Consider the following 25,981-nt stretch of genomic DNA (forward strand, 5'->3'; position numbering starts at 1 on the left):
CTACGGTTGCGATTGCAGCGGTAAGGGTTGTTTTACCATGGTCAACGTGTCCGATTGTACCGACGTTGACGTGTGGCTTGTTACGTTCAAACTTGGCCTTTGCCATGGGTATTTCCTCTTTTTTTGGTGAATGATCAATAAAAAGCTGTTTAATGGCTCATAATAGAATTAAATCATCATAAACCTAGCTATCAACCGCACGAACCACTGCTTAAACAATGCTCCGAACTAATTCTTGTATCCGTTATTATACGCTGACTTGTCTTAAATAGTCATACATCTCTCAATCGAAATCAACTTCTCTCTAACGAGTAGATATAAAGCTCGATTGATTATAACCTTTCTTATAACCGTATAATTATCTTGATATGCAAGGTCGCGATATTAGCTGACCGACATCATCAAACAATCCGTAAAATCCGTTAACATATGGAACAGCAATCCAATTCCAATGATATTAAGAGGCTTACGAAGAAAGAGTAAAGCAAAATACACTAGCATCGCATAATAAGTATGTAACGGATGAAAATTAATACTACATCTATTTGCCTGAAATACTGGGTTTGCTACCAGATGATCTATATCAACCAGCATGGTCGCAAGCAAAATCAGATATGCTTTTTTCCACTCTTTTCTAAAAAACGCAATCGCGATAAAAAGAGGAAAACCAAAATGCAAAAAATAATGTATTAATGTCTGCATACTGACCTATTAGTTTTAGTCTTCTCTATATAAGATCATCAAAACCAACATTTATTAATATACTGACAGCACTAAAAGGCAACACCTCAGTGTCACCTTTGAATCATTGTCTACCGCACTACTGTTATATATTTCAATATTCTATAATTTCGATATCGACGCAAAGTTATATAAATAGCAAAACAAGCATAAAAGGTATAAACAATAAATGGAGCTCATATCGAGAATTGAACTCGAGACCTCTCCCTTACCAAGGGAGTGCTCTACCGCTGAGCTATATGAGCGTATATTGAAACCTTTGAACTGCACTAAAAAAAATATCACGATGCAGCAATAATTACTGACTCTCGTGATGATTTATTGTTATGCTTTGCGATGGTGTATATATGGAGCGGGTGGCGGGAATCGAACCCGCGTCATTAGCTTGGAAGGCTAAGGTGTTACCATTATACCACACCCGCATTTACTCTTATTCAGGATAACTCTAATCGAGAGTTATGAGATATAGAGAGTATGCTTGGCGCTATGACAAACTTTAGAAAATATGGTGGTGGGGGAAGGATTCGAACCTTCGAAGCTTTCGCGACAGATTTACAGTCTGTTGGGTTTGACCGCTCCCCAACCCCACCTTAGGTTGCTTTGAACAAAAATGACTTACATTTAAGACAAATTCATAAAAAGCTACTTTAAGAGAGATGGTGCCGACTGCCGGGATCGAACTGGCGACCTACTGATTACAAGTCAGTTGCTCTACCAACTGAGCTAAGTCGGCTTGTTCTCTTAAAGTGGTGGCTATTCTATCAAATTTTTTGAGATGCGCAAGTACTTTTTCATCTTTTTTTAAATTAATTTGATATAAATATTTAAGTCACTGATTAAGCTGGTTTTTTTATAAATAAAAATATGGCAATAAATTGGCTTTTTACTTGCAGCCTTTGTTTTTGCCATATCACTGGCTATTTAATTAGCGAATGCGCAAGCCATTACAGGCCATTTCTACCGCTTTTATTAAGGCCAATGCTTTTTTATTGGTTTCATCCCATTCTTTTTCTGGAACAGAATCAGCAACAACCCCTGCTCCGGCTTGAATATGTATCTCACCACGGCGCATCACCGCAGTACGGATAGCAATGGCCGTGTCCATATTACCATTCCAACCTAAATAACCAACTGAACCACCAAACACCGTTCGGCGTACCGGTTCTATCTCATCGATAATTTGCATGGCACGGATTTTGGGTGCACCCGATAGCGTCCCAGCTGGGAAAGTGGCACAAAACACATCTAGTGCATCCTTGTCAGCTCGTATCGTACCCTCAACGTTAGATGCGATATGCATTACTTGTGAGTAGCGCTCTATAAACATCTTTTCTGTGACTTTGACACTGCCATACTCGCAAACGCGGCCAATATCATTGCGACCTAAATCAATGAGCATCAGATGCTCGGCTGTCTCCTTTTCATCATTTAGCAGCTCTTGCTCAAGCGCTAGGTCTTCAGCTTCGTCTCGGCCACGTTGCCGCGTCCCTGCCAGCGGCCTTACCGTCACCTTGCCATTTTCGATACGAGATAGGATTTCAGGAGAAGCACCGATAATATCAAAGCGTTTGTGATCATCGAGTGTATAGCCATGCACCAAAAACAGATACGGTGATGGGTTTAGATAGCGAAGCGCACGATAGACGGCTAGAGAGTCGCCTGTATAGTCCGCTGTCAAGCGCTGCGCTGGCACTACCTGCATGACGTCACCTGCGGCAATGTAATCCTTTATTTTATCGACATCGCTACAGTATTTTTCGGCACCTGTTTGCGATATAAATTTAGGCGTAGGCATTACAGGTGCGCGCAGGTTTGATGGCTCTGCTAGCTTTTCTTCGATTTGTTCTAACTCGCGAATAGCTGAACTGTAGCCATCCTCGGACTGGCAATCAGCATAGACGATGATTGATAGCGTATTCTCTAAATTATCAAATACAATAACGCTCATCGAAAGCATCAGCCACATATCTGGCATCGACATTGGATTGGGCGCATCAGATAAGCCGACACTTGGCTCAATAACACGTACCATATCGTATCCAAAGTAACCGACTAGACCGCCGCTAAAGCTCGGCATCGTCGGCACATCTTCAGCGGTTGGCATATGATACTGCGCCATCAGCTCACGCAGGTAATCAAAGGGATTCTCTACTGCCTCTGTATCAATATGATCGTTTCGCTTGGTCGTCATATTGCCATCAGCGTACTGTAAAATCAGATCACTACCCAATCCAATCATGGAGTATCGTGCCCAGCGCTCACCGCCTACTACAGACTCAAATAAATAGGCAGAGCCATTTAGATCACGTACTTTGGAGAATACAGATACGGGAGTCTGCGCATCCATCAGACGTTTTTTTACTAGCGGTGCGTGACTAAAGCCTCTATCTCTAAAAGCTTGGTATTCTTCAAAAGTCATCATAATAGCGCTCTCTTAGCACCTTATAGGCAATGATAAAACTATAAGCTGCTCTATAAAATATAGCGCCAATATTCGCTAAAATATCGACGCTATAATGAGTCATTTGTTTAAAAAACGGTACACACACAAGGGCCTCTGTCAAAAATTACGACAAAGACCTAGTGTAGAATTAAATTATGCACCGCCCATATTAAACAACCATAAGGCCAAACCGATAATTAGAATGGTCACAAATACCCATATAAACCAGCCGCCGCTCGCTTTTTTCTCTACATGACCTGCATGAGCAGGGTTGCTGATTTCTTGATCCATCGCATTATTGCCTTCGGTACCAAGATCGCGCGGCTGCCCTAAATTAGCTGTGCCTGAAAACTGGGCGCTAGCTGCTTGTTTGGCTTTTAAAACTTCAGGGTCAGCTTCTTCTTGTAACTCTGTTTTTGTCGTTTTGTCGTGTTCGTCTTGGACTGCTGGCTCTTCATGCACTGCTGGCTCTTCATGCACTGCTGGCTGCTCTTCTACCACTGGCGCGCTATCAGTAGATGCTGCATGTGATGACTCTGTAGACGTCACAGCTTCTGTTTCAGTTGCTGTTGGTACAGATGTGTCATCCACCCCTTCTGTAGCAACTGGCGTTTCTTCTACTGGCGTAGGCGATGCTACATCCGCGTCAGACAGTACTTCATCAATCCCTGTTTCTTTGACAACTGGCTCTGTAGCAACGGCCTCTTCAGTAGCTACCTTTTCAGTAACTGGTTCTTCAAAAGCTGGCTCTTCAACAACTGATTCAACGGTTTCGTGCGTAGGAGTTACTGATTCTTCGGTCATATCTGAGCCGGCATCTACAGGTACAGTATCATCTGTAGCAGGTAACATTTCTTCGATGCCAGTTTCTTTGATCACTGGCTCGTTGCCTGTTTGCTCTATGATCGGCTCTTCTTCAATCAGAGTTTCTTTGCTCGCACTTTCTTCAAGAACGCTTTCCTCAACTACTTGCTCTTCGGTCACAGGTTCACTAGCAGGAATTTCTAGCACAGTAGCTGTGTCAGCATTCTCATGTGTATCTGCTACTGGCTCTTCTGTGACTACTGGCGCTAGCGTTTCACTCTCCGTCGTCGCAGGTGCAGTAGATTCCTGTACTTGAAAACTAAAACTTGCAAAGCCAAGCGTATCGTTTGCCTTTAGATGACTAGATTCATTACCTTCGATACGTTGCTCATTGATAAACGTACCATTAGAAGAATCTAGGTCTTTTACGTACAATTGACCATCTAGCACACTGAGTACCGCGTGATTGCGAGAAACCTGCTTGCTACCTAGCACTACGTCGTTATCACTACCACGACCTATAGATAAGCTATCACTAACTGTCAGTGTCAGGTCACCTAGCGCTTCGGTCAATGCATTCAGCTGCCAAGTTGTACTTGCTACTGTATTCATACTATCTGTCTCGTTTGTCATGTTATAACTCCTTATTTTTCTATTGAATATCCAATGATGCTAAAAATAATAACTCTAAAATATTACTGCCAATTTATGATAAGTATTGTCGCTATTTCTTTAATAATATTTGCCTAGCACGGTTTATTAAGTACTTTCCTCAGACACCATACAGTATTTACTTTGGTATAAAGTGAGGTTTTATAACTTTATCAAGCTTACTATAGGGGATATTAAGGACAGGCATACCGTAAGCGTATGGACTGATAGAATAATGCTGATAACGAATGCTAACGCCTGCATCTGTCAAAGTCACATTATCGCTTAACGTAAATGGCCAGTTTTTCTCATAACTGCTCACGTCTTCGGCAACCGTTTTAACCCACGTTTTATAAGCATCATAGGCAAGCGCCTCAAAACGAGGTTTTTTATCTGAGATAAGCATATCATCAAGCGTGACTTGCTTTTTGGTACTTGGGTCAAATACTAGGTACTCGCTATAAGGCATGCCGTGTGCACCGCCAGTATAGACATAGGAACTAATCTCAAACAGTTCAAAGTCATCAACATGACCTAGATAATTGGGCGCTACCATCAGATTATAACCCCATGACACATCATCAGGCATATCTTGGAATTGCGAACTCACAAAGCTATCAAGAGCATCTTTAACTTCTTTTTCGCTGATTTTACCCTTAATAGGTGCTGACTCTGTCATCTGACTATTGACGACTAAGTTATCGATACGGGCATTGGCAATCTCATCTATCCAGTTTTGACTGCTTTTGAGATATTTAATTTCAATCTCTGGACAGTTATCACGCTTGTCACACGTCTCTTGTATATTACTGGGTAGCTGATACGGTAGATACTCCGTGCTGCTAATAAAACTTCCTGCATTTACCGACATACTAACGGCACTTAACAGTAGGCTGCCAGTCAACATAGCAATTGAACGTCCCTGACTCACCTTCATCGAAAATAGATCAGCCGATATAGATTTATCATCAGTTTGAGTCGTAGTATGCATATGTCCTCTTTTACAAATATAAAATGCCATTCAATATTCTACCGTAACAATTGCAATGTATTGTAGGAAGACTGTTCACGTTTTTGAGGTGGTGTAAGCGTACGGTTATCTGACTCTCACTATTTGAGTCGTAAACACAGGCAATAAAAAAGACACGGCTGGCGTGTCTTAATCAATAAAAGATATAAGCGTATAAATAAATTTAATGTTCGCGAGTGCTACTAAAAGTCACTTCTGGATAGCGGTCTTGCATCAGCTGTAGATTGACGCGTGATGGCGCAAGATAGGTCAGATAACCACCCCCATCTATCGACAACTGGTCATGGGCTTTTTTCTTAAATTTCGCCAATGCTACTTCATCATCGCAATGAATCCAGCGTACCGTAGCTATCGAGACTGGCTCAAAGGTACACTGAACTTTGTACTCTTCTTTTAGACGATGTGCGACTACTTCAAACTGTAGTACACCAACCGCACCCAAAACCAAATCATTGTTAATCTGCGGCATAAAGACCTGCGTTGCACCCTCTTCACTCAACTGCTGTAGACCTTTTTGCAGGGCTTTTGATTTAAGCGGATCTTTTAGTACCACACGGCGGAACAGTTCAGGGGCGAAATGCGGAATACCCGTAAAGCTTAACTCTTCGCCTTCAGTGAAGCTGTCACCGATAGAGATGGTGCCATGGTTATGCAAACCAATGATATCACCTGGATAAGCTTCTTCTAACGCCTCACGGTCACCTGCTAAAAAGGTTAGAGCATCAGCGATACGGACGTCTTTCCCCAGACGCACGTGCTTCATTTTCATGCCCTTCTCATATTTACCAGAGCACACTCGCAAGAACGCAATGCGGTCACGGTGACGCGGATCCATATTGGCCTGAATCTTAAAGACGAAGCCTGTAAAATCTGTCTCAGTAGCTGATACTTCACGCTCAGTCGTTGGATGGGCTTTTGGCGGCGGTGCATATTTGACCAAGGTATCAAGTACCATGTTCACCCCAAAGTTACCTAATGCTGTACCAAACAATACTGGCGTCATCTCGCCAGCCAAAAATGCTTCAACACTGAACTCTTCTAGTGCCATCTGTACCAGCTCAAGCGACTCTTCGAAAGCGTCAAACATCAACTGTCCTAGACGCTCACGGATATCTGGATAATCGTAGCCTTCTCGGGTCTCAGAGACCGTCATCTTGCCGCCATTACCTTTTTCATAAAAGTAAGTTTTATTTTCAGTCAAATGATAGACGCCAATGAAGTCTTGACCCATACCGATAGGCCAAGTCACTGGGATACATTTGATTTTTAGAACTGCTTCGATTTCGCTAAGCAACTCAAGCGGCTCACGAATCTGACGATCTAGCTTGTTGACGAATGAGATGATAGGCGTATCGCGCATACGACACACTTCCATCAGCTTGATGGTTCGTTCTTCGACACCTTTTGCACCATCAACCATCATCAGCGCACTATCCACTGCAGTCAAAGTACGGTAAGTATCTTCACTAAAGTCGGCGTGACCTGGGGTGTCTAGTAGGTTGACCATATGGTCTTTATACGGAAACTGCATGACAGACGTCGTAATCGAGATACCACGCTCTTGCTCCATGCTCATCCAATCCGAGGTTGCATGACGATCTGTCTTACGGCCTTTTACTTCGCCCACTACCTGAATCGCTTGACCCCACAACAGGAGTTTTTCGGTCATGGTGGTCTTACCAGCATCGGGATGCGAGATAATGGCAAAGGTGCGGCGCTTAGCAACTTCTTTGTTTAATTTCTTTGGATCTACGCTCATAATTTTCAGCTTCAACAGTTATGTGATTTAGAAGTGACTCTAAATAAATAAAATAAATAATGGGCGTATTGTAGCGGATTTAGCATCAGGGTGCAGAATTAGCGTATAAAAAAACACGCTCCGTTATTTCAACGAAGCGTGTTTTTGGGCTTTTTAATTGCGATCATCATGCTTGAGTAGCATGACCAATAGCCATCAATTCATCTCAATAGTAGCGTTCTATTTGCTCAGCTAAGAAGTCGCCAGCTACCTCATTGACGATTGTACAATCGACTACGTCAAAACGACTGTCTGTGTTCAGGTCGGTGCTACCTTTGGCTACATAGTTTGCCTCATAGACGTCTTTTCCGTACTCAACACCGCTATATTCATAAGCAGGCTGGTCATCATACTCAAAAAACATAACTTGCGCGGCTTGTTGCTGATTACCTACGCCCACTCCGAACTGAGAGGTTCTATGATCCCTATCTGCACTAAAGCGAGTTTTGGCCACTTCAATCCACCTTTCTATTGAAGCGTAACCAGTCTTGTTTTTCTCATTAAATGCCAAAAACGAACGCTCGCTGGTTACCACAGGAATATAACAAACCGACCCTTCAGGAAAAGCAACATTGGTCGGAATTTCAGAATAGTTATTTAAGTCGGTAATAATACCATATCTATTGTTCACGTTTGTACTAGCAACATAGCTGTTAGCACGCAGCCCTGACAAATTGAGCGTCTTATAAGTGGTTTGGTAGTCTAGCTGGTTGTTGGTATTTTTTTCATAAATGGGGCGTTTAACCGTCCGATTATTAACCTCGATGTCTTTGTTTTCAAGTCGACCTTCGAAATCATCTGCTAGCACGGTTCTGTCTAAATCATTCAGGCTTTGATTACTATAACTGTTGATGAGATTGGTTGTTTTGATCTCGCGCGCACCAGTACGATACGTTTCATCAATCCGCGCAATTGCCGTTGCATTGGCTTTGCTATCATAACTATTAGCAAAGCTTGTCAAAGTAATCTCGCTACTAGCCGTCCCATAAGCGCCGTCTTCTTCCTCGCACCCTATCAAAGCAAGCGTCGTCAAAAAGCAAACACTAGGTATCGCAATCCATCTATTCATCAAACAATGTCCTTATGATTCAGATTTCTATTATCCGTACTGATAACGTATATATGGCTCATTACCGCTATTGTACCTCTTTGGCGACTGTACGATAAGCTTGTAAATCTAGAAACGAATAAAACTGTGCGCAAAATCTCATTTACAAACTAGCAGTATATATTTACTCTCTATGCACTGAGCTGCGTGAGCGATTTGTTATGCTAGGTTTCATATCAAGATTTACCACTCAACTATAAACATAAAAACTCACAACAAAGGATGTGTCATGAAATCTCTATATTCTACCAAATCTACTGTTACTGGCGGTCGCATGGGTACAGCAACCTTAAGCGATAGCGATCTTGAAATCAATATGGTACCACCAGGCGGTAATGAAAAAGGTAATAACCCTGAGCAATTACTCGCTATGGGTTATGGCGCTTGTTTCGATGGCGCCTTAGGCGTAGTCAAAAAAATGGAAAGCGCAACATTTGGCTCAACTGTTGAGACCTCTGTAGACCTATTACAAGGTGACAACCATGAATATAAGCTTGCTGTAAAAATTCATGTCATCGCTGATAACACAGACCTATCTGCTGACGAGATCCAAAGATTGGTCGAAAAAGCGCATGAAGTATGCCCGTATTCGAAAGCGACTAGCGGTAACATCGATGTCGAAGTCTCTTCAGAAGTAAAATAACGTATTCAGTGACTCGTTATCCATACCTATTGGATGATAAGTAGTCGATAGTCATTTCCTTCTAAAAGAACTCAGTTTATCTGGGTTCTTTTTTTGTCTTTAGCAATTTATTTGTCCTAGACATGAAATTTTGAAAACTCAATATAGATTTCAATAAAAAAGAACACGATAGAACATCTCGTAACGGTTAAGCAGTTCGGCACGCGCTAATTTTATCGTTATAATAAGCGTATATATTTTTATCTAATAGCTGATAAGTGACTTTTATGACTGATGACATAGCTGACAATACCACCGATAACGACCACAACTCTCACCAAGCGCTTGACCCCAAAGCACTACCGAACTTCGATACCATGCCTAACGTGGCGCTGATGGATACCAGTCATGTAGACAAAGAGCAGCCGCCTTTTATTTTGGTTGATGGCTCTTATTATCTGTTCCGCACTTATCACGCCCTACCAAAAACCATGCAAAACTCGCAGGGCCTAATCACCAATGCGATACGCGGCACACTCAACGCATTACTCAAGCTGATGCGTCGCTATCACCCTACCCATATGGCTGTTTGCTTCGATACCAAATCACCGACTTTTCGCCATCATATGTCTGCTGATTACAAGGCCGCTCGTCCACCCATCGATGTCGAGTTAGTAGAGCAAATTCCTTATATTCATCGTTTGGTCACTGCATTAGGTATTCCGCTGTTGCGTATCGAAGGTGCAGAAGCCGATGATATCATCGGTACACTTGCCCATCGTGCTGTCGAGCAAGGCCATCATGTGGTCATCTCGACGGGTGATAAAGACATGATGCAGCTGGTCAACGACTGCGTGATACTGGAAGACAGCTTTACAGGTAAAGTCACGGATACACCAGCGGTAATCGATAAGTTTGGCATCAATCCAAATCAGATGATCGATTTCTTAACGCTAATGGGTGATGCCTCTGACGGTATCAAAGGCGTACCGGGTATCGGTAAAAAGACCGCTAAAGACCTACTCGTTGAGTATGGTGATATCGAAAATATGCTCAAACATATTGGCTTTATCAAAGGTCGTGGGGCGAAAGGTCTGATTGAACACGCTGACGATATTCCTTTTAACAGAAAGCTTGCTACCATCGTCACTAACTTAGCCATCGGTCAAGATTGGAATGACCTAAAAATCAATACTGACCCTTGTGCTCATATAGATGAATTACGCGACTTATATAATGAGCTTGAGTTTAGAAATGAGCTGGCATCGCTTGACCATCCAAATCATCCTGCCAATGGCTCTAAAAGTGTTGCTGATAGCCAAGCCGATACGGAGTCACAGGCACAGGTGGCAAAATCGCTCCAATCAACCAAGAGCGACAACATCAAAGACAGCACTAACCATGATAAAGCGTGGCACACTGTACTCGATGAGCCAGCGTTTGATAGCTTGGTCGAATTGTTAGAAGCTGCTCCGCATTTTGTCATTGATACCGAAACCACTAGCGTTCATTGGCGCGATGCACAAATTGTCGGTTTATCCTTTGCGTTGCAAGCACACGAAGCCTATTACATTCCGCTTACGCATAGCCTAGAAGGTGATGAGCTAATTGCCAAGCAACTTGATCGCGATACAGTATTAGCTCGCTTAAAACCTGTACTAGAGAATCCTAATATCGGTAAAATCGGTCAGCATCTAAAGTATGATGCACATATCCTCGCTCACTACGATATCGACCTAGTTGGTGCTATACATGAGCAGCCAAACAACTGGGCAATGGACACCATGCTTGCCAGCTATGTCATCAATGCGGCAGCTACTCGCCACGGTATGGACGATTTGGCACGTCATTATCTACAAACGCAAACCATCAGCTTTGAAGACGTAGCAGGTAAAGGCGCTAAGCAAGTTACCTTTGACCAAGTGGCTATCGATATCGCGAGCGATTATGCTTGTGAAGATGCCGATATCACCTATCAATTATTTGACGTGTTCAGCGTTGAGCTAGCTAACGATGCCAATAATGCCAAATTACTACACGAGCTAGAAATTCCAACGGCAGAGATACTTTGCCAAATGGAAGCGCATGGTATTTTGATTAAACGCTCCTTCTTAAACGAGCTGTCAAAACGCTTTGATGAAGAAATTATCGCCCTAGAGAAGCGCGCCTATGAAGTAGCAGGTGAAGAGTTTAACTTAGGCTCTCCTAAGCAGCTTGGTGAGATGCTGTTTGAAAAGCTAGGCGTTGCTGGTGGCAAAAAAACCAAGTCTGGTCAATACTCGACTGGTGAGGCGGTACTCTCAAAAATCGATCATCCATTGGTCGATATTACACTAGAGTATCGCGGACTGTCCAAGCTTAAGAGCACTTATACCGACGCACTCGATAATGTCGCAGATAGCGAAACCGATCGTGTACATACTAGCTACCATCAGGCATTAACGAGCACTGGGCGTTTGTCATCGACAGATCCTAACTTACAGAATATCCCAATTCGTACTGCGACTGGTCGCCTCATTCGTCAAGCTTTTATCGCACCAGAAGGTCGCGTTATTTTGGCCGCCGATTATTCACAAATTGAGTTGCGTCTAATGGCGCACTTCTCAGGTGATAAGAACCTAACTCATGCCTTCAATGAAGGGTTAGATATTCACGCGGCCACCGCTGCCGAAGTACTTGGTAAGGATGTCGCAGACGTCACTTCAACCGAGCGCCGTAACGCTAAAGCCATTAACTTTGGTCTGCTATACGGGATGAGTGCCTTTGGACTTGCCAAGCAGCTACAGATGAGCCGCGGCGAAGCACAAGACTATATCGATATGTACTTTGAGCGTTATCCAGGCGTCAAAAACTATATGATCAATACTCGTGCTAGCGCTTATGAGCAAGGTTATGTCGAGACGATACTGGGCCGTAAGCTCTATACGCCTGATATCAATCACAGCAATCGTATGGTCAAGCAAGGTGCTGAGCGCGCGGCGATTAACGCGCCATTACAAGGCTCTGCTGCTGATTTAATCAAACTTGCTATGATTGCCGTTGATAAAGTGCTGCCAAAAGAGCAGGCTAAAATGCTGCTACAGGTTCACGATGAACTGGTGTTCGAAGTGGATGCCGATAAAGTAGACGAAGTTAGCCAGCTGATTACTGATGCTATGCAAGATGTATTGACGACTACAGCAGTAGAAAAAGGCTGGAATGTCGACTTTGCAGTGCCTTTATTGGTCGAAACTGATAGTGGTCAAAACTGGGATGAGGCGCATTAATCATTAACTGCCATTTAATCAAGCATGTAAGGTATGATTATCGATGTACCTTGCAAATATGACAGTTTTTGATAACTGATACTACAATAAGTCATTATATATTGTTTATATTAACAATCACTTATGACCAGTTAGTTATATTTAATAACAGTAATGTCTAGGTACGGGGTTTATAATAGGACACCTATTAAACCCTAATTATTCGATATCTTTGCTTTAAAGTGAGCCTATGGGCTCACTTTTTTGTTTTTAACACATTCTTTTTGATACGCAGGAGCCAGTTATTTTGAGTTCAGATGGCATCATTGAAGTCCCTGGCATTATCCTTTTGATAATATGCCTATTGCGCAGTTCACAATATGTTATGAAAAGTCATGTCAAACAAATTAAGGCTTTTTGGCTAGCAGCCGTACTTATATTTGTCTCTGTCATTCGTCGAGAGTTGAACTATCTACCAGACTTACTGGTTCCAAGCGATTTTTCAATGCTTGGTCAGTCTTATGACTGGTGGGAGGACAGCGTCCTTACCGTTATCTATCTCGTCGCGCTTGGTTTGCTGGTCTACTCAAGGCATTACCTATGGGCAGTGCTAAAAAACGTGCCAGTTTCGCTCTATCTTAGCGTTACTGTACTGGCTATCATTCAGTACATGGGTGAGAACGCTATTGTGTTCCCGCATACATTTGGTGAGATTATCGAAGAGCTGGCTGAGACTGCAATCTACGGTATTGCCTTGACCTATTTATGGCGATTCAAACTGGCTGACTATCACTCATGTCTGGTACAGAAGTTAAATTATAAGTTCGACCACGCCAATAATTAAAACTATAAGTTTGATTTCTTATTTAGCGACTTTGCTATCGTACAAAGACTTAGCATAAACTTCATAAACAATTACGGCTGCTCATTTTGAGTAGTCGTTTTGCTTTCTAGTCATTGCCTTACATTTTTTGAACATCCTGTCACACCTTACTACTAGTGAAAAGTTGATTAAGCGTACAAACTGAGAAGCATATTATCTACATTGCAATGAGCGATGCTTTAACAAGCCAGCGCGATATTTTTACTTTTAATGATGGCGACATCTAATAACTACAATAAGGAATTATTCATGGAAAACTCAAAAAATCCACTACCAGAAGAGATGGATCATATTGACGGTAATCGTCGTGATACCAATGACAGCGTCGATAACTCAGATAATTTAGATAACAATAATCAGGATGAACAAGACAACCAATTGGTCGATTTGGACAATCCTATGCTGCATACCATCGATAACGATGATGTAATTGATAATAGTGCGGGATTCAACAATTCAGAAGTCGGTAGTGATGCGACCCAAGGACTCACACCTGCGCATCGTCAAAATATCGATGAGTCACGTGTTGATGAGATTTTGGTTCAAGACAATCTTGATGACAGTGATTATCCAGATGCGATGGATATTGTTGATAGAGAAGCGGCCGAACGTAGCAACGATGATGATTTTTAGCACTTAATACGATTGTTGATTTACCCCTCTAAACCAAAAAAGCACGCTTAACTATATTAAGCGTGCTTTTTTATTCTACTATTTAACGCACCAATACAACTACTCTCGACTAACTAAACCCAGCCATCTAGCGTGCCAGCCCAACCTTTTACTAGAGGCAAGCTCAACGCTTCAAGCAATTCAATATGTGTCTCATCAAGGTTTAATGCAGGAATATAATGATACTCTTGCCCGCCAGCATTAAGGAAGTTGTCACGGTTTTCAATGGCTAGCTCCTCTAACGTTTCAAGACAATCCGCTGAAAATGCAGGGCTAATGACTTGTACCGAGCGCACACCTGACTGACCCCAATCTTCCAACACCACATCGGTATACGGCTTAACCCACTCTTGCTTACCAAAGCGTGACTGGAAACTAATAATCCATTCGTCATCGTTCAGGCCAAGTTCATGCGCCACTTGCGCAGCCGTACATTTACAACGTTTAGGGTACGGATCGCCTTTATCGGCATAAGGCTGCGGAATACCATGAAAACTAAACATTAACTTTTCAGGCTTGCCATGCTTCTCTTGAAAACGGCGAATAGAGTTGGCTAATGCTTGAATATATAGTGGATGGGCGAAGTAGTCTTTTACAATCGTATAATTTGGCAAGTTGCGTTGTTTCAGCGTCCACTTCGTCAGCGCATCATATACAGCACCACCTGAAGAGGCAGAGTACTGCGGAAACAACGGTAGAATGACAAAGTGATCAACCCCTTCACCACGTAACGCGTCCATCACATCAGGCAAACCAGGATTACCATAGCTCATCGCAGGATGCACAGAGACACGAAATGGCGCCACACTATCAGCCAAACGTGGTTCCAATAGCTCAACTTGGCTTTTTAGTATTTTACGAATCGGTGAGTCACCTTCCCAGATACTGGCGTAAGCCTTTGCTACGCGTTTAGGACGACTGGGCAAGACAAATAGATTCAGAATAATAGCCCATAGAAATTTGGGAATCTCAATCACTCGTGGGTCTGACAAAAACTGTTTGAGGTAGCGACGTACGGCAGGGGCCGTTGGCTCATCTGGTGTACCAAGATTCACTAACAAAACGGCAATACGTGGGGGCAATTTAGGTTTCATAGCAGCACTTTATTAGCAGTAAGTTATTAAGGGTGAGGTCAAAATAATAAGAGACGTTACTGTTAAGACACAGTTGAATAGACACCTCATTAGTGTAGCATTTTATCCATTAATGACGCGGGCTAAAAGCGCACCTATACAATTTGATACGCAGTTGCTATTTATTAACTCTTGATTACTTGATGCTGGCGGCTTACTCGTTATTCATTTATAAAGTATGTTCCATAAAAACTACGAACGATACGCTCGAAAGGCGCGCTCGACGGTTGTACTCCAACGCGCATCACCATACAATAGGCAAGCCCAGTTTATAAAAACCGTGTAGCTAAAATAGCCAGTTAGCAATGTGCTATTTTGCTTTTATTTTATTGATGATTGTAGTCTTGCGAGGTAGCTTTGAACGCACGCTCTAATAATACCAGTGACCAGCATCCTAATTCACAACCTCACCCTAATGGCTCAGCCAATACCGATAGTGCTGCAGGGTCTGTGGGTGTCGTTACGCCTCAGAATTTTCATTTCGCTGAGCCCTTAACGTTAGAATGCAACCGTACCCTGCCCTCTTTTGACTTGATGGTAGAGACTTACGGTACGCTCAATAGCGACAAATCAAATGCGATTCTAATTTGCCACGCGTTATCGGGCAATCATCATGCAGCTGGCTTCCATAGTACTGATGACAAAAAAGCAGGCTGGTGGGACAATATGATTGGCCCTAATAAAGCGATTGATACCAATCAGTTCTATGTAGTATGTGTCAATAATATCGGTAGCTGTTTTGGTTCAACAGGGCCTACCACTATTAACCCTGATAGTGTTGATTCGGATAATGTTAGTTCGGACAGCCTTGATTCAAATAGTAGCGATGAGCCGCAAGTGTATGGCCCTGATTTCCCGCTGATCACCATCAAAGACTGGGTAAAAACCCAAGCAATGCTCTCAGATCGTTTAGGCATTGACGTTTGGCACGCTATTGTCGGCGGCTCGATGGGTGGTATGCAAGCGCTACAATGGTCTGTTGATTATCCAGAGCGGTTAAAGCGCTGTGTGGTCATCGCCAGTACGCCAAAGCTATCTGCTCAAAATATCGCCTTCAACGAAGTGGCGCGCCAATCTATATTATCCGATCCTGACTTTAAAGACGGACGCTATATCCAAGAAGGCACTTACCCTCGCCGCGGACTGATATTGGCGCGTATGGTTGGCCATATTACCTATTTAACTGATGACGCGATGAAAGCAAAATTTGGCCGTGATTTAAAATCAGGTAAATTCATGTATGGCTACGATGTCGAGTTTCAGGTCGAAAGCTACCTACGATATCAAGGCGAGCGCTTTAGTGAAAACTTCGATGCCAATACTTATCTGCTCATGACCAAAGCCTTAGATTACTTTGATCCGACGCGCGACTATCCAATACGCGACTACCCATCAACCGTAGCAAAAGATACTACAGAGTCAGCAGTACAAATAGAAGAATCAATCGCGGCGTCAGTCGAATCTAGCAAGGCGAATGCACAGAGTGAGTTAGAAGATGCAGTAACGACGATTGAAGATATTGAGTCTGATCGTCAGCAAGAGCTTTCTGCGCTCAAAGCAGCCTTTGCCCATACACAATGCCAGTATCTGGTCGTGTCATTTACTACTGACTGGCGTTTTGCACCTGAGCGCTCGCAAGAGATTGTCGATGCGCTGATGGCCACTGGCAAACCAGTCAGCTATATCAATATTGACGCGCCGCACGGACATGATTCTTTCTTGTTTGATATTCCTCGCTACATGGGTGCGATTAAAGGATTTTTGACTGCACCATTTATTACCCCTAGCCGCCCAGCCACAGGAGAACGCTCATGAGAATGGATCACCAACTGGCAGAGCGCTGGATTGCGCCGCAAGCACATGTACTGGACTTAGGTTGTGGTAATGGCGAGCTGCTTGCCCACTTACAGCAAAAACTAGGCGTGACAGGTTACGGACTAGAGATTGATGAAGACAAAATTAATGAAGCAATTGGCAATGGCTTATCAATTGTCGAACAGGATCTCAACGATGGTCTAGCGCGCTTTGCTGATAACAGCTTTGACACGGTCGTCATGGCACGTGCCCTACAAGCAGTAAAAGCACCTGATGAGTTGTTGCTTGATATGCTGAGAGTTGCCCGTGAAGCAGTCATCACCTTCCCTAACTTTGCGCATTGGCAAAACCGCATTCATTTAGGGCTTAAAGGTATGATGCCTGTCTCTGAAGCGCTGCCTTACGAATGGTACAACACGCCAAACATTCATCTATGTACTTTCAAAGATTTTGAACTGTTATGTGCGCAGCATGATATTCATATTATTAATCGTTTTGCCGTTAGTGATTCTGAAAAAGGTCATACACCTTTGATTAAGGCGTTAATTAGGCAAGCGCCTAACTTGTTAGCAGACGTCGCTATCTACCGAGTGACCAAGAAATAGCCGTTAAATTATCGGCTGTCTTTATGTTTTATAGACTGCTAAACAATGCTCTACGAGCTAGTATTAACCTTAATAGATTGTTAACTTAATATAATTTTTTAGTAACTGTCTGATTTTGTTAAGGACAATCAGGTACAAACGTCTATGAGACCTTGTAATTAGTATTTGAGTTTCGTAAGTTTGGGTGTTAAGCTAGCAAAATATTGTCAGCCACCCCACTATTACGACCGTTTGTCTAATCAGTTAGGGTGAAATTTCTGATTTAGAGATGACAACCCCCTTTTGCTAATGATTAGGTAAGTTCATATCGCAAGATTCCACCTAATTGTTATCGCCGTCTGACTGTCTTTAGCGAGACAATGTTTAGCGGTACAATTTTTTTTGCTTATTAACTGCCTAATTTTGGAGCTGCTATGAAATTATTAAAAGCTGCGTTGTTTACCGCATTATTTTCTTGTGCTGGTTTAGCCAATGCTGAGTTAATATCAAACGTACCGCTTGATACCTCACGTTTTGAGCTTATGCCTGTGAGTGAGTTGTCTAGTCGTGCCGCCCAAGGTAACGATCACGCTCAGTTCTATCTGGCCAAGCGTCTGCAAAAAGGTGAAGGCATTGCGCAAAATACCCAACAAGCAATCCAGTGGTATACCAAAGCGGCTCAGCAAGGCGTTGCCCCTGCTCAGTTGAATCTTGCCATCATGTATTTGCGCGGTGAAGGTGTTCAGCCTAACTTACAACAAGCTCGTCTGTGGTTAGAAAAAGCTGCAATGCGTGGCGATAACCGTGCCAGCTACACGCTTGCGCTATTAGATGAAAAGCAAAAAAATCTGGTCGATGCCTATAAATGGTATGACTTGGCTGCCCGTGATGGCATGCTAGATGAAAAAGTCCGTAACAAAGCGCGCGGTAAAATTGGTCAGTTGGCATTAAACTTATCAAGTGATGATATCGCCAGTGCTCGTAGCAAAGCGGATACTTGGTTCCAGAGTAAATAGTATCTAACTTTCGTACTACGAATTGAATATAAAAAAAGCTCAGTATTTTACTGGGCTTTTTTGTTTTTTATCATATTCATCAGTGGTAGAACGTTTTCCATAACATCAAGCCACGCATTACAAACTATTCAAAACCCACGTAAAATTTGCTACACTACGCGCGCATTAATCAATTCCACAATTTTGTTAATGCTTTAAATTGAAAAGTTACTTTAACCCCAACGCACTAGGTTTGCGACCTAGCCAGCAGGAGAAAGACATGAGCACCTCTCAAGATAGTAATATCAAAGAAACCGTAATAACTGAAAGCAATTCAGCCCCTGTATACGATAGTGTGACTAACAGTATCGTTGTTGCCGCACTATATAAGTTCACGCGCTTTGCTGATTTTGAGCAATATCGTGAGCCTATCTTAAACACTATGCTCGATCACGATGTAAAAGGCACGTTGTTACTTGCAAGCGAAGGCATTAACGGTACGATTTCTGGTACGCGTCAAGCTATCGATACCGTACTTGACTACCTGCGTAGTATTGAGGCAATTGGTACGTTTACCTTCAAAGAGTCCTATACTGACGCACAACCTTTTTATCGCACTAAGGTGAAGCTAAAAAAAGAAATCGTTACTATGGGTGTCGAGAATATCGATCCATTGGAATCCGTTGGTCGCTATGTGAAGCCTAGCGAATGGAACGCATTGATCTCAGATCCTGAAGTCACCTTGATCGACACGCGTAACGACTATGAAGTGCAAATCGGTACCTTCCAAAATGCCGTCAATCCAAACACTGAGACCTTCCGCGAGTTTCCAGAATACGTCTCAAAAGAGCTAGACCCAACTAAGCATAAAAAAGTCGCCATGTTCTGTACGGGTGGTATCCGCTGCGAGAAGTCGACTGCGTATCTACGCGAACAAGGATTTGAAGAGGTTTACCATTTAGAAGGTGGCATCCTAAAATACCTTGAAGAAGTCCCTGCCAGTGACTCTATGTGGCAAGGCGACTGCTTTGTTTTTGACAATCGAGTTTCGGTCAACCATAACTTAGAAAAAGGCAGCTACGAGCAGTGTTTTGCTTGCCGTATGCCGATCACTGTCGATGACATGCAAAGCCCTGCCTATATCAAAGGCGAGTCATGCCCACACTGTATCGACAAAGCGACCGAAGAGCAAAAAGCCCGTTTCCGTGAGCGTGAGCACCAAATGCAGCTAGCGAAAAAGCGTGGCGAAGCCCATATCGGTAGCGATGTGATGGATGTAATCGAAAAACGTAAAGCTGCTAAGACGGAAGCGCGTCTACAAGCGGAAGCTGCAAACAATACTAAAGCGAACTAAACTTAGTCTTAGTACAATAAGAAAGAAGTGAAACAAAAAAGAGAGGCTCTAATCAATAGAACCTCTCTTTTTTTATGACAAATCTTCAGTGCCTATCAAAACTATTAGCACTGATATAGTTAATCCAATTTGAAAGTGGATTGACTATATTAGAATAAGATACGTACGCGGATAGTCTCTTCTACGTCTTTTAACTGGTCTAGTGCAGCGGTCGAATCATTGTAATCGACATCCATCACTAGATAACCAACATCACCTTCTGTCATCAGGCTCTGCGCTAGGATGTTAATGCCAGCTTCAGCAAACAAACGGTTAATCTGAGACAGTACGCCTGGCACGTTTTTGTGAATGTGTAGTAGACGATGCGAGTTTTCTTTGAACGGAATAGAAACTTCTGGGAAGTTCACAGCCGTCGCCGTATCACCTTGGTCAGAGTATCTAACAAATTTATCTGCTACTTCAAGGCCGATATTGGCCTGTGCTTCTTGTGTTGAACCACCAATATGCGGCGTCAAAATCACATTATCAAACTTACGTAGTGGTGACTCAAACTCTTCGTCAGCTGACTTTGGCTCTTTTGGGAACACATCGATGGCCGCGCCCAAAATTTTACCAGACTCAAGCGCATCCGCCAGATCATCAATCTCGACGCACGTACCGCGAGCCGCATTGATAAAGTAGCTGCCTTCTTTCATTTGAGCGAATTGCTCAGCTTTCATCATATAGCGGGTACTTGGTACATCAGGTACATGCAATGTCACGATATCAGCCGTTGATAGTAGCTCTTCTAGGCTACCAACTTGTACCGCGTTGCCTAGTGGCAATTTGGTCACAGCATCATGATAGATGACTTTCATACCAAAGCTTTCTGCCAAGACAGACAGCTGCGAGCCGATAGAGCCATAACCGACGATACCGATAGTCTTGCCACGTACTTCGTGTGAGTTGGTCGCAGACTTACCCCAGCCGCCGCGATGTACGGTTGCATTCTTTTCAGGAATACCACGGTACAGCATAATGGCTTCTGCCAATACTAGCTCAGCTACCGAACGAGTGTTCGAGAATGGCGCGTTAAAGACAGGGATACCAAGATCACGAGCGGCGTCTAGATCTACTTGGTTGGTACCAATACAAAAGCAACCAATGCCGATAAGCTTGTGTGCGTGCTCAAGTACTTCACGCGTCAGCTGAGTGCGCGAACGAATACCGATAAAGTGAGCATCTTTGATCTTTTCAATCAGCTCGTCTTGATCTAAAGCGTGACTGATATTCTCGATGTTGTGATAACCAGCTCCTTCCAATACTTTTAGGGCATTGTCATGTAGACCTTCAAGCAATAAAAACCGGATTTTGTCTTTTTGTAGTGATAACGCCATATGAGAACTGTCCTATAATTGTTTTATAAGATTACCTGTTGGATAATCTATGATGGAGGAAACGAAAACAGTCCCGATATCTTACACAAAATTTGAAGTCGATGTTAGCAGATTAGATGAATTATTGGTTATCAGGCCTGAAAAATTTTTATGCTATAGTGAATTATTCTGTTTGAAACCGCTCGAATCAATTATTTATTACTTACCTCTTCTTATAGGTAAAAATTATCATCCACTTATTACCTCTACGAGCTGACTCATCACTGAATTTATAGTTATTTCGCTATATAATAAACAGTCCCAGCATCGTGCTTACGCCAATATTGAGATTTGACCATGACGCCAACTACCGCTCAGAACACATCCGAAACTAATGCCGTGCAAACCATCTTGAGCACGCTCACTGATAACCATGACTTCGACCCGACCCAAATCAAAACCGATGCTGAAAGTCTAGAGCATTGGGGCAAAGACTGGACCAAGCACTTTGCCCCTGCTGCCTCTGCCATCGTTTTTCCAAAGAACACTGAACAAGTACAGACTATAGTACTCCTTGCCAATGAGCACAACGTCGTCCTAACCCCCAGTGGTGGTCGTACAGGCCTGTCTGCTGGTGCCGTCGCAGCCAACGGTGAAATCGTTGTTAGCATGGATAAAATGAACCGTATCGGACAGTTTTATCCTGCCGATCGTATGGTCGAAATTGAGGCAGGTGTGGTCACTCAGCAGTTGCAAGAATTCGCTGAATCAAAAGACTTATACTACCCTGTCGACTTTGCCTCAGCAGGCTCTAGTCAGATAGGCGGCAACATCGGCACCAACGCAGGCGGTATCAAAGTCATTCGTTATGGCATGACTCGTCAATGGATCATGGGTCTGACTGTTGTCACAGGTAAAGGCGATATCTTGCACCTCAATCGCGGCATGGTAAAGAATGCTACTGGTTATGACTTGCGCCAATTGTTCATCGGTAGTGAAGGTACGCTTGGCCTTGTTACTCACGCGCAAATCAAACTTGAGCGTCAGCCACAAGATTTAAACGTCATGGTGCTTGGCATGGACAGCTTTAATGACGTCATGAACGTACTCTCTGCCTTTCAAGCACAGATTGATTTGACGGCATTTGAGTTCTTTGACGATGTAGCCATTGATAAGCTGATGGCACATGGTCAAGTACAAGAACCCTTTGAATCACGTACCAAGTTCTATACGCTATTAGAGTTTGAAGCGCCTTATGAGCCAATCATGGACAAAGCCATGGCCATATTTGAGCATTGTATGGAGCAAGGTTGGGTCGTCGATGGGGTGATGAGTCAAAATCTCACACAGGCTGAAGAGCTGTGGAAGCTACGTGAGTATATCTCAGAGACCATCTCAGTATTTACCCCTTATAAAAACGATGTCTCGGTGCTAATAAGTCACGTACCGACCTTTATCGAAGAGATTGATCACATTGTCAGCAGTAACTATCCTGACTTTGAAGTCTGTTGGTTTGGTCATATCGGTGATGGTAATTTGCATCTGAATATTTTAAAACCAGAAAACATGAATAAAGATGATTTCTTTGCTGAGTGTCAGGTCGTCAATAAATATGTGTTTGAGACGGTACAGAAATATGGCGGTTCAGTGTCTGCTGAGCATGGGGTGGGTATGACGAAGAAGCCGTACTTGCACTATAGCCGCAGTGAGACTGAGATTGATTATTTACGAGAAGTCAAAAAAGTATTCGATCCAAACAACATTATGAACCGTGGTAAGATTTTTGATATGTGATTAGCACGCTAAACACTTAATCTAAATAAAAAGACGCTAACCCGAGAGGCTAGCGTCTTTTTTTGGATTTATAATTCGCAAAAACTACAATCTATAAATATAACAGTATCAATGCGACGACCAGTAATATGCTCAAAAACCCTTGAATAATCAGAAACGCCTGATGCGGTGCCGCGATATGACGTACCATATTACCTAAAGCATTATAAGTAATACCTGCCGCCTTAATATGAGGTGGACTATCGAAAGTTTTGATAATTTGCAAAAACTGCTCAGTCCGATCAGATGACCAGCCGTGCGGCGCAAATGGTAAAAACGGAGATAATTGTACGGCCTGTTTCTTGGTTGCGGGTGACCATAACCAACGCTCCAAAAACAGCAAGCGCATACGCCAGTCGGCAAAGCTGCGATGATTGATGACTTGTAATAGCAACACTTCTACATTCTTATGACGACTATCTACAAAGATACGCTCTTGCAGATTAAATACGTCTGATTTTTTGCCTTCAATACATTGCAAGAAGTGACCATTGCCGTAGCATAGCGTGCCTGTGATGTTATGCTGCTGATTGTAGTTACGTGCGTGGCCTTCTACTTCATCAAAAATAGAAGTGCTCAAACGCGAGCCAAGAGTCAGCGTACTGACATAAACCAACTGAACCAAAGCGGAGTCATCTATGTCATCCCACTTCATGATTCTATTGGTATGATTTAAAGGCATAATAAAATAATCCTAAGAAGCCGATAAGATACGGCTAAACGAAACAAGCAACACAATACTATGCCTGAGTTGAAACAAAAAATTGACTCACAAAAACGTAGCAAATATTTACTACGTGAGACTGTTATTACCGTTACAGCTTGCTATGATAACAAGCAAAACAAAAGGTGCTGATAGATATTATTTAGATTCTATATTGAGATAATAAATAGCAAGACAGTCGCAGGTACAATGATAACGTAGAGCTAGGCCCTTATCGGTACTCACAAACCTAATAGGTGTAAAGTGATATAGAATGCGGCGTTCGCTATCTTTTAACCCTATACGTTAGCTAAAACCATTACTAAATAGAGTGAGCAAAACGGCCTAATATATCAACATAACCTATTGTAAATACGGCAATAAATTATTGTAACGACAATATCTTCCTATTGGAATATTTTTATTACTTTTTTGCACAAAAATCGGCATATCAATGTGCTATGACACCATTATTTGTTACCACTACATTCAATAGCTATTTAAAACAGGAAACTTATGAGTAAGATGGAAAAACTAGATGACTTTCACCTCACGATTGCTGAGATTAAGAAAAAAGATTACCCACAATTAAAAGCTTTGATGGATCGTGTCTATGTAAACTTGGGTGGCGCGTGGTCAAAGACAACCATTCATACTTTGATTGACGCTTTTCCTGAAGGTCAGATTGCTTTGTTTGACCATGACCAATTAATCGGTATCGTGCTCTCGATGCGTGTCGATTATGCAAAGTTCTCTAACCCGCACACCTATGATGATTTGATTGGGCAAAAAGAAATCATCAGAGACAACCCAGAAGGTGATGCAATCTATGGTTTAGATGCGCTCATCGACCCTGATTATCGTGGCTATCGCCTCGGTCGCCGTCTTTATGATGCTCGTAAAGAGCTGTGTCGTCAGTTGAATTTCCGCTCTATTCTTGCCGGCGGCCGTATTCCTAATTACCACAATCATAAAGACCTGACCCCAGGCGAGTACATCGATGCCGTTGAAAGCCGTGAAATTCACGATTCAGCTTTGTCGTTCCAGCTGTCTAATGGCTTTATTGTTAAACGTATTTTGACCGCTTACCTGCCAGATGATAAGCAGTCGAAGGGCTTTGCTACCTTGCTTGAGTGGGCAAATATCTATTACGAGCCTAAAGATTATAAGCCTAATACACGCAAGTCTGAGGTGCGTATTGGTGGTATTCAGTGGCAAATGCGTGAAGTCGAATCACCTGAGGAGCTATTGCAACAGGTTGAGTTCTTTGTCGATATCATGGCTGACTACAACTCAGACTTTGCCTGCTTACCTGAATTTTTCAATGCGCCATTGATGGGTTTATGCGAAGAAACCGATCAAAATATTGCCATTCGATTTTTGGCGGGTTATACCGAGTGGTTCAAAAATGAAATCTCGCATTTAGCCGTCAGCTATAACGTCAACGTCATTACCGGTTCGATGCCGTTACTAGACGAAGATGATACTTTATACAACGTCAGCTATCTGTGCCGCCGCGATGGCACCGTTGAAGAGCAGCGCAAAATTCATATTACCCCGCATGAGCGCAGCGCTTGGGTAATCGAAGGTGGCGATGAAGTCAAAGTATTCGACACAGATGCGGGTCGTATCGGTATTTTGGTCTGCTACGATGTTGAGTTCCCTGAGCTTGCACGTCTAATGGCACTTGATGACATGGATATCTTGTTTGTGCCCTTCTGGACTGACACCAAAAACGGCTATCTACGTGTCCGCCACTGTGCGCAAGCCCGTGCTATCGAAAACGAATGCTATGTGATGATTTGCGGTTCAGTCGGTAACTTACCGCAAGTTGAGAGTTTGGATATTCAGTACGCTCAGTCGTCGATTTTTTCACCATCAGACTTTGCGTTCCCGCATGATGCGATTATGGCAGAGACCACTGCCAACACGGAGATGGTGTTCTTCTCTGATGTAAACTTGGACAAGCTTACTCACGTTCGTCACGAAGGCTCAGTACATAACTTAATCGACCGCCGTGATGACTTGTTTAGCTTGAAATGGAAGCGAAAATCTAAAGTTCCAGCGAGCAAATTAACTGATGAGCAGCGCCGTGAAAATTCAGGCAGCGTGCTTATTGGTGATCCATTACAAAACCGAGCACAAAAGCCATAATAGGTTGACGTCGCACACTTATAGTAGACTTTATAAATAATACGGCTGATTTTCAGCC

General features: G+C 42.9%; 20 protein-coding genes and 4 tRNA genes. 10 read left to right on the forward strand and 14 right to left on the reverse strand.

All coding sequences use genetic code 11. The features are described from left to right. The 11 genes from ABFV72_RS03065 to ABFV72_RS03115 all read right to left on the reverse strand — a co-directional run. The coding region (locus ABFV72_RS03065) for a GTP-binding protein (RefSeq protein ID WP_087553676.1) at nt 1–106 on the reverse strand (106 nt) is incomplete at its 3' end. 278 nt (nt 107–384) lie between these two features. After that, nucleotides 385–702: a DUF6122 family protein gene (locus ABFV72_RS03070; protein WP_347162404.1), complete on the reverse strand. Its 318-nt coding sequence runs from the start codon at nt 700–702 to the stop codon at nt 385–387. Nucleotides 703–911: 209 nt separating this feature from the next. After that, a tRNA-Thr gene (locus ABFV72_RS03075) sits at nt 912–986 on the reverse strand. A gap of 103 nt (nt 987–1,089) precedes the next feature. Then, nucleotides 1,090–1,163: transfer RNA gene (locus ABFV72_RS03080), tRNA-Gly, on the reverse strand. 84 nt (nt 1,164–1,247) lie between these two features. Continuing rightward, a tRNA-Tyr gene (locus ABFV72_RS03085) sits at nt 1,248–1,331 on the reverse strand. 67 nt (nt 1,332–1,398) lie between these two features. Further along, a tRNA-Thr gene (locus tag ABFV72_RS03090) sits at nt 1,399–1,474 on the reverse strand. A 192-nt stretch (nt 1,475–1,666) separates the two neighbouring features. Next, the gene (gene trpE / locus ABFV72_RS03095) at nt 1,667–3,163 is read right to left on the reverse strand and encodes an anthranilate synthase component I (protein WP_347162405.1); all 1,497 of its coding nucleotides are present in this window, start codon (nt 3,161–3,163) and stop codon (nt 1,667–1,669) included. 174 nt (nt 3,164–3,337) lie between these two features. After that, nucleotides 3,338–4,621, reverse strand: a complete 1,284-nt coding sequence (locus tag ABFV72_RS03100) for an FHA domain-containing protein (RefSeq protein ID WP_347162406.1) — start codon at nt 4,619–4,621, stop codon at nt 3,338–3,340. A 157-nt stretch (nt 4,622–4,778) separates the two neighbouring features. Continuing rightward, nucleotides 4,779–5,630, reverse strand: coding sequence for an RsiV family protein (locus ABFV72_RS03105; protein ID WP_347162407.1), 852 nt, complete (start codon nt 5,628–5,630; stop codon nt 4,779–4,781). Between the two features lie 202 nt (nt 5,631–5,832). After that, nucleotides 5,833–7,428, reverse strand: coding sequence for a peptide chain release factor 3 (locus ABFV72_RS03110; protein WP_102094627.1), 1,596 nt, complete (start codon nt 7,426–7,428; stop codon nt 5,833–5,835). Nucleotides 7,429–7,633: 205 nt separating this feature from the next. Further along, complete coding sequence (locus ABFV72_RS03115; protein WP_347162408.1) at nt 7,634–8,536, reverse strand: hypothetical protein; 903 nt, start codon at nt 8,534–8,536, stop codon at nt 7,634–7,636. Between the two features lie 268 nt (nt 8,537–8,804). On the opposite strand from ABFV72_RS03115, the gene ABFV72_RS03120 reads away from it, so the two are divergent. The 4 genes from ABFV72_RS03120 to ABFV72_RS03135 all read left to right on the forward strand — a co-directional run bounded on the left by ABFV72_RS03120 (nt 8,805) and on the right by ABFV72_RS03135 (nt 13,958). Then, the gene (locus ABFV72_RS03120) at nt 8,805–9,218 is read left to right on the forward strand and encodes an Ohr family peroxiredoxin (protein ID WP_298808379.1); all 414 of its coding nucleotides are present in this window, start codon (nt 8,805–8,807) and stop codon (nt 9,216–9,218) included. A gap of 266 nt (nt 9,219–9,484) precedes the next feature. Beyond that, nucleotides 9,485–12,463 (forward strand): DNA polymerase I, encoded by a 2,979-nt coding sequence (gene polA / locus ABFV72_RS03125; protein WP_347162409.1) that lies wholly within the window; start codon nt 9,485–9,487, stop codon nt 12,461–12,463. Nucleotides 12,464–12,827: 364 nt separating this feature from the next. Next, entirely contained in the window at nt 12,828–13,286 is a 459-nt protein-coding gene (locus tag ABFV72_RS03130) for a hypothetical protein (protein WP_347162410.1), read from the forward strand. Nucleotides 13,287–13,574: 288 nt separating this feature from the next. Then, entirely contained in the window at nt 13,575–13,958 is a 384-nt protein-coding gene (locus ABFV72_RS03135) for a hypothetical protein (RefSeq protein WP_347162411.1), read from the forward strand. A gap of 113 nt (nt 13,959–14,071) precedes the next feature. Here ABFV72_RS03135 and hemH read toward each other — a convergent pair whose 3' ends face one another. After that, complete coding sequence (hemH, locus tag ABFV72_RS03140; RefSeq protein ID WP_201568529.1) at nt 14,072–15,091, reverse strand: ferrochelatase; 1,020 nt, start codon at nt 15,089–15,091, stop codon at nt 14,072–14,074. Nucleotides 15,092–15,580: 489 nt separating this feature from the next. Here hemH and metX point away from each other — a divergent pair, with 489 nt between their 5' ends. The 4 genes from metX to ABFV72_RS03160 all read left to right on the forward strand — a co-directional run bounded on the left by metX (nt 15,581) and on the right by ABFV72_RS03160 (nt 19,878). Next, on the forward strand, nt 15,581–16,945 hold the full coding sequence (metX, locus tag ABFV72_RS03145; protein WP_347162782.1) for a homoserine O-acetyltransferase MetX: 1,365 nt from the start codon (nt 15,581–15,583) through the stop codon (nt 16,943–16,945). Continuing rightward, on the forward strand, nt 16,942–17,550 hold the full coding sequence (metW, locus tag ABFV72_RS03150; protein ID WP_347162412.1) for a methionine biosynthesis protein MetW: 609 nt from the start codon (nt 16,942–16,944) through the stop codon (nt 17,548–17,550). The genes metX and metW overlap by 4 nt, the downstream gene beginning before the upstream one ends. 413 nt (nt 17,551–17,963) lie before the next feature. Continuing rightward, complete coding sequence (locus ABFV72_RS03155) at nt 17,964–18,545, forward strand: tetratricopeptide repeat protein (protein WP_057758462.1); 582 nt, start codon at nt 17,964–17,966, stop codon at nt 18,543–18,545. 259 nt (nt 18,546–18,804) lie between these two features. Beyond that, nucleotides 18,805–19,878 (forward strand): rhodanese-related sulfurtransferase, encoded by a 1,074-nt coding sequence (locus ABFV72_RS03160; protein WP_431192069.1) that lies wholly within the window; start codon nt 18,805–18,807, stop codon nt 19,876–19,878. A 149-nt stretch (nt 19,879–20,027) separates the two neighbouring features. Here the strand turns inward: ABFV72_RS03160 and serA are convergent, their stop codons facing one another. Beyond that, nucleotides 20,028–21,254, reverse strand: a complete 1,227-nt coding sequence (serA, locus tag ABFV72_RS03165) for a phosphoglycerate dehydrogenase (protein ID WP_057758460.1) — start codon at nt 21,252–21,254, stop codon at nt 20,028–20,030. A gap of 336 nt (nt 21,255–21,590) precedes the next feature. Between serA and ABFV72_RS03170 the strand changes: the two genes are divergently transcribed. Continuing rightward, nucleotides 21,591–23,027 (forward strand): FAD-binding oxidoreductase, encoded by a 1,437-nt coding sequence (locus tag ABFV72_RS03170; protein WP_347162413.1) that lies wholly within the window; start codon nt 21,591–21,593, stop codon nt 23,025–23,027. 91 nt (nt 23,028–23,118) lie between these two features. Here the strand turns inward: ABFV72_RS03170 and ABFV72_RS03175 are convergent, their stop codons facing one another. Then, nucleotides 23,119–23,748 carry a BLUF domain-containing protein gene (locus tag ABFV72_RS03175; RefSeq protein ID WP_114701153.1) on the reverse strand — a complete coding sequence of 210 codons (630 nt, stop codon included), beginning with the start codon at nt 23,746–23,748 and terminating at the stop codon, nt 23,119–23,121. A 537-nt stretch (nt 23,749–24,285) separates the two neighbouring features. On the opposite strand from ABFV72_RS03175, the gene ABFV72_RS03180 reads away from it, so the two are divergent. Continuing rightward, complete coding sequence (locus ABFV72_RS03180; RefSeq protein WP_347162414.1) at nt 24,286–25,923, forward strand: carbon-nitrogen hydrolase family protein; 1,638 nt, start codon at nt 24,286–24,288, stop codon at nt 25,921–25,923. Nucleotides 25,924–25,981: the final 58 nt, after the last annotated feature.

This window comes from Psychrobacter proteolyticus (genome assembly GCF_039762275.1).
GTDB lineage: Bacteria > Pseudomonadota > Gammaproteobacteria > Pseudomonadales > Moraxellaceae > Psychrobacter > Psychrobacter proteolyticus_C.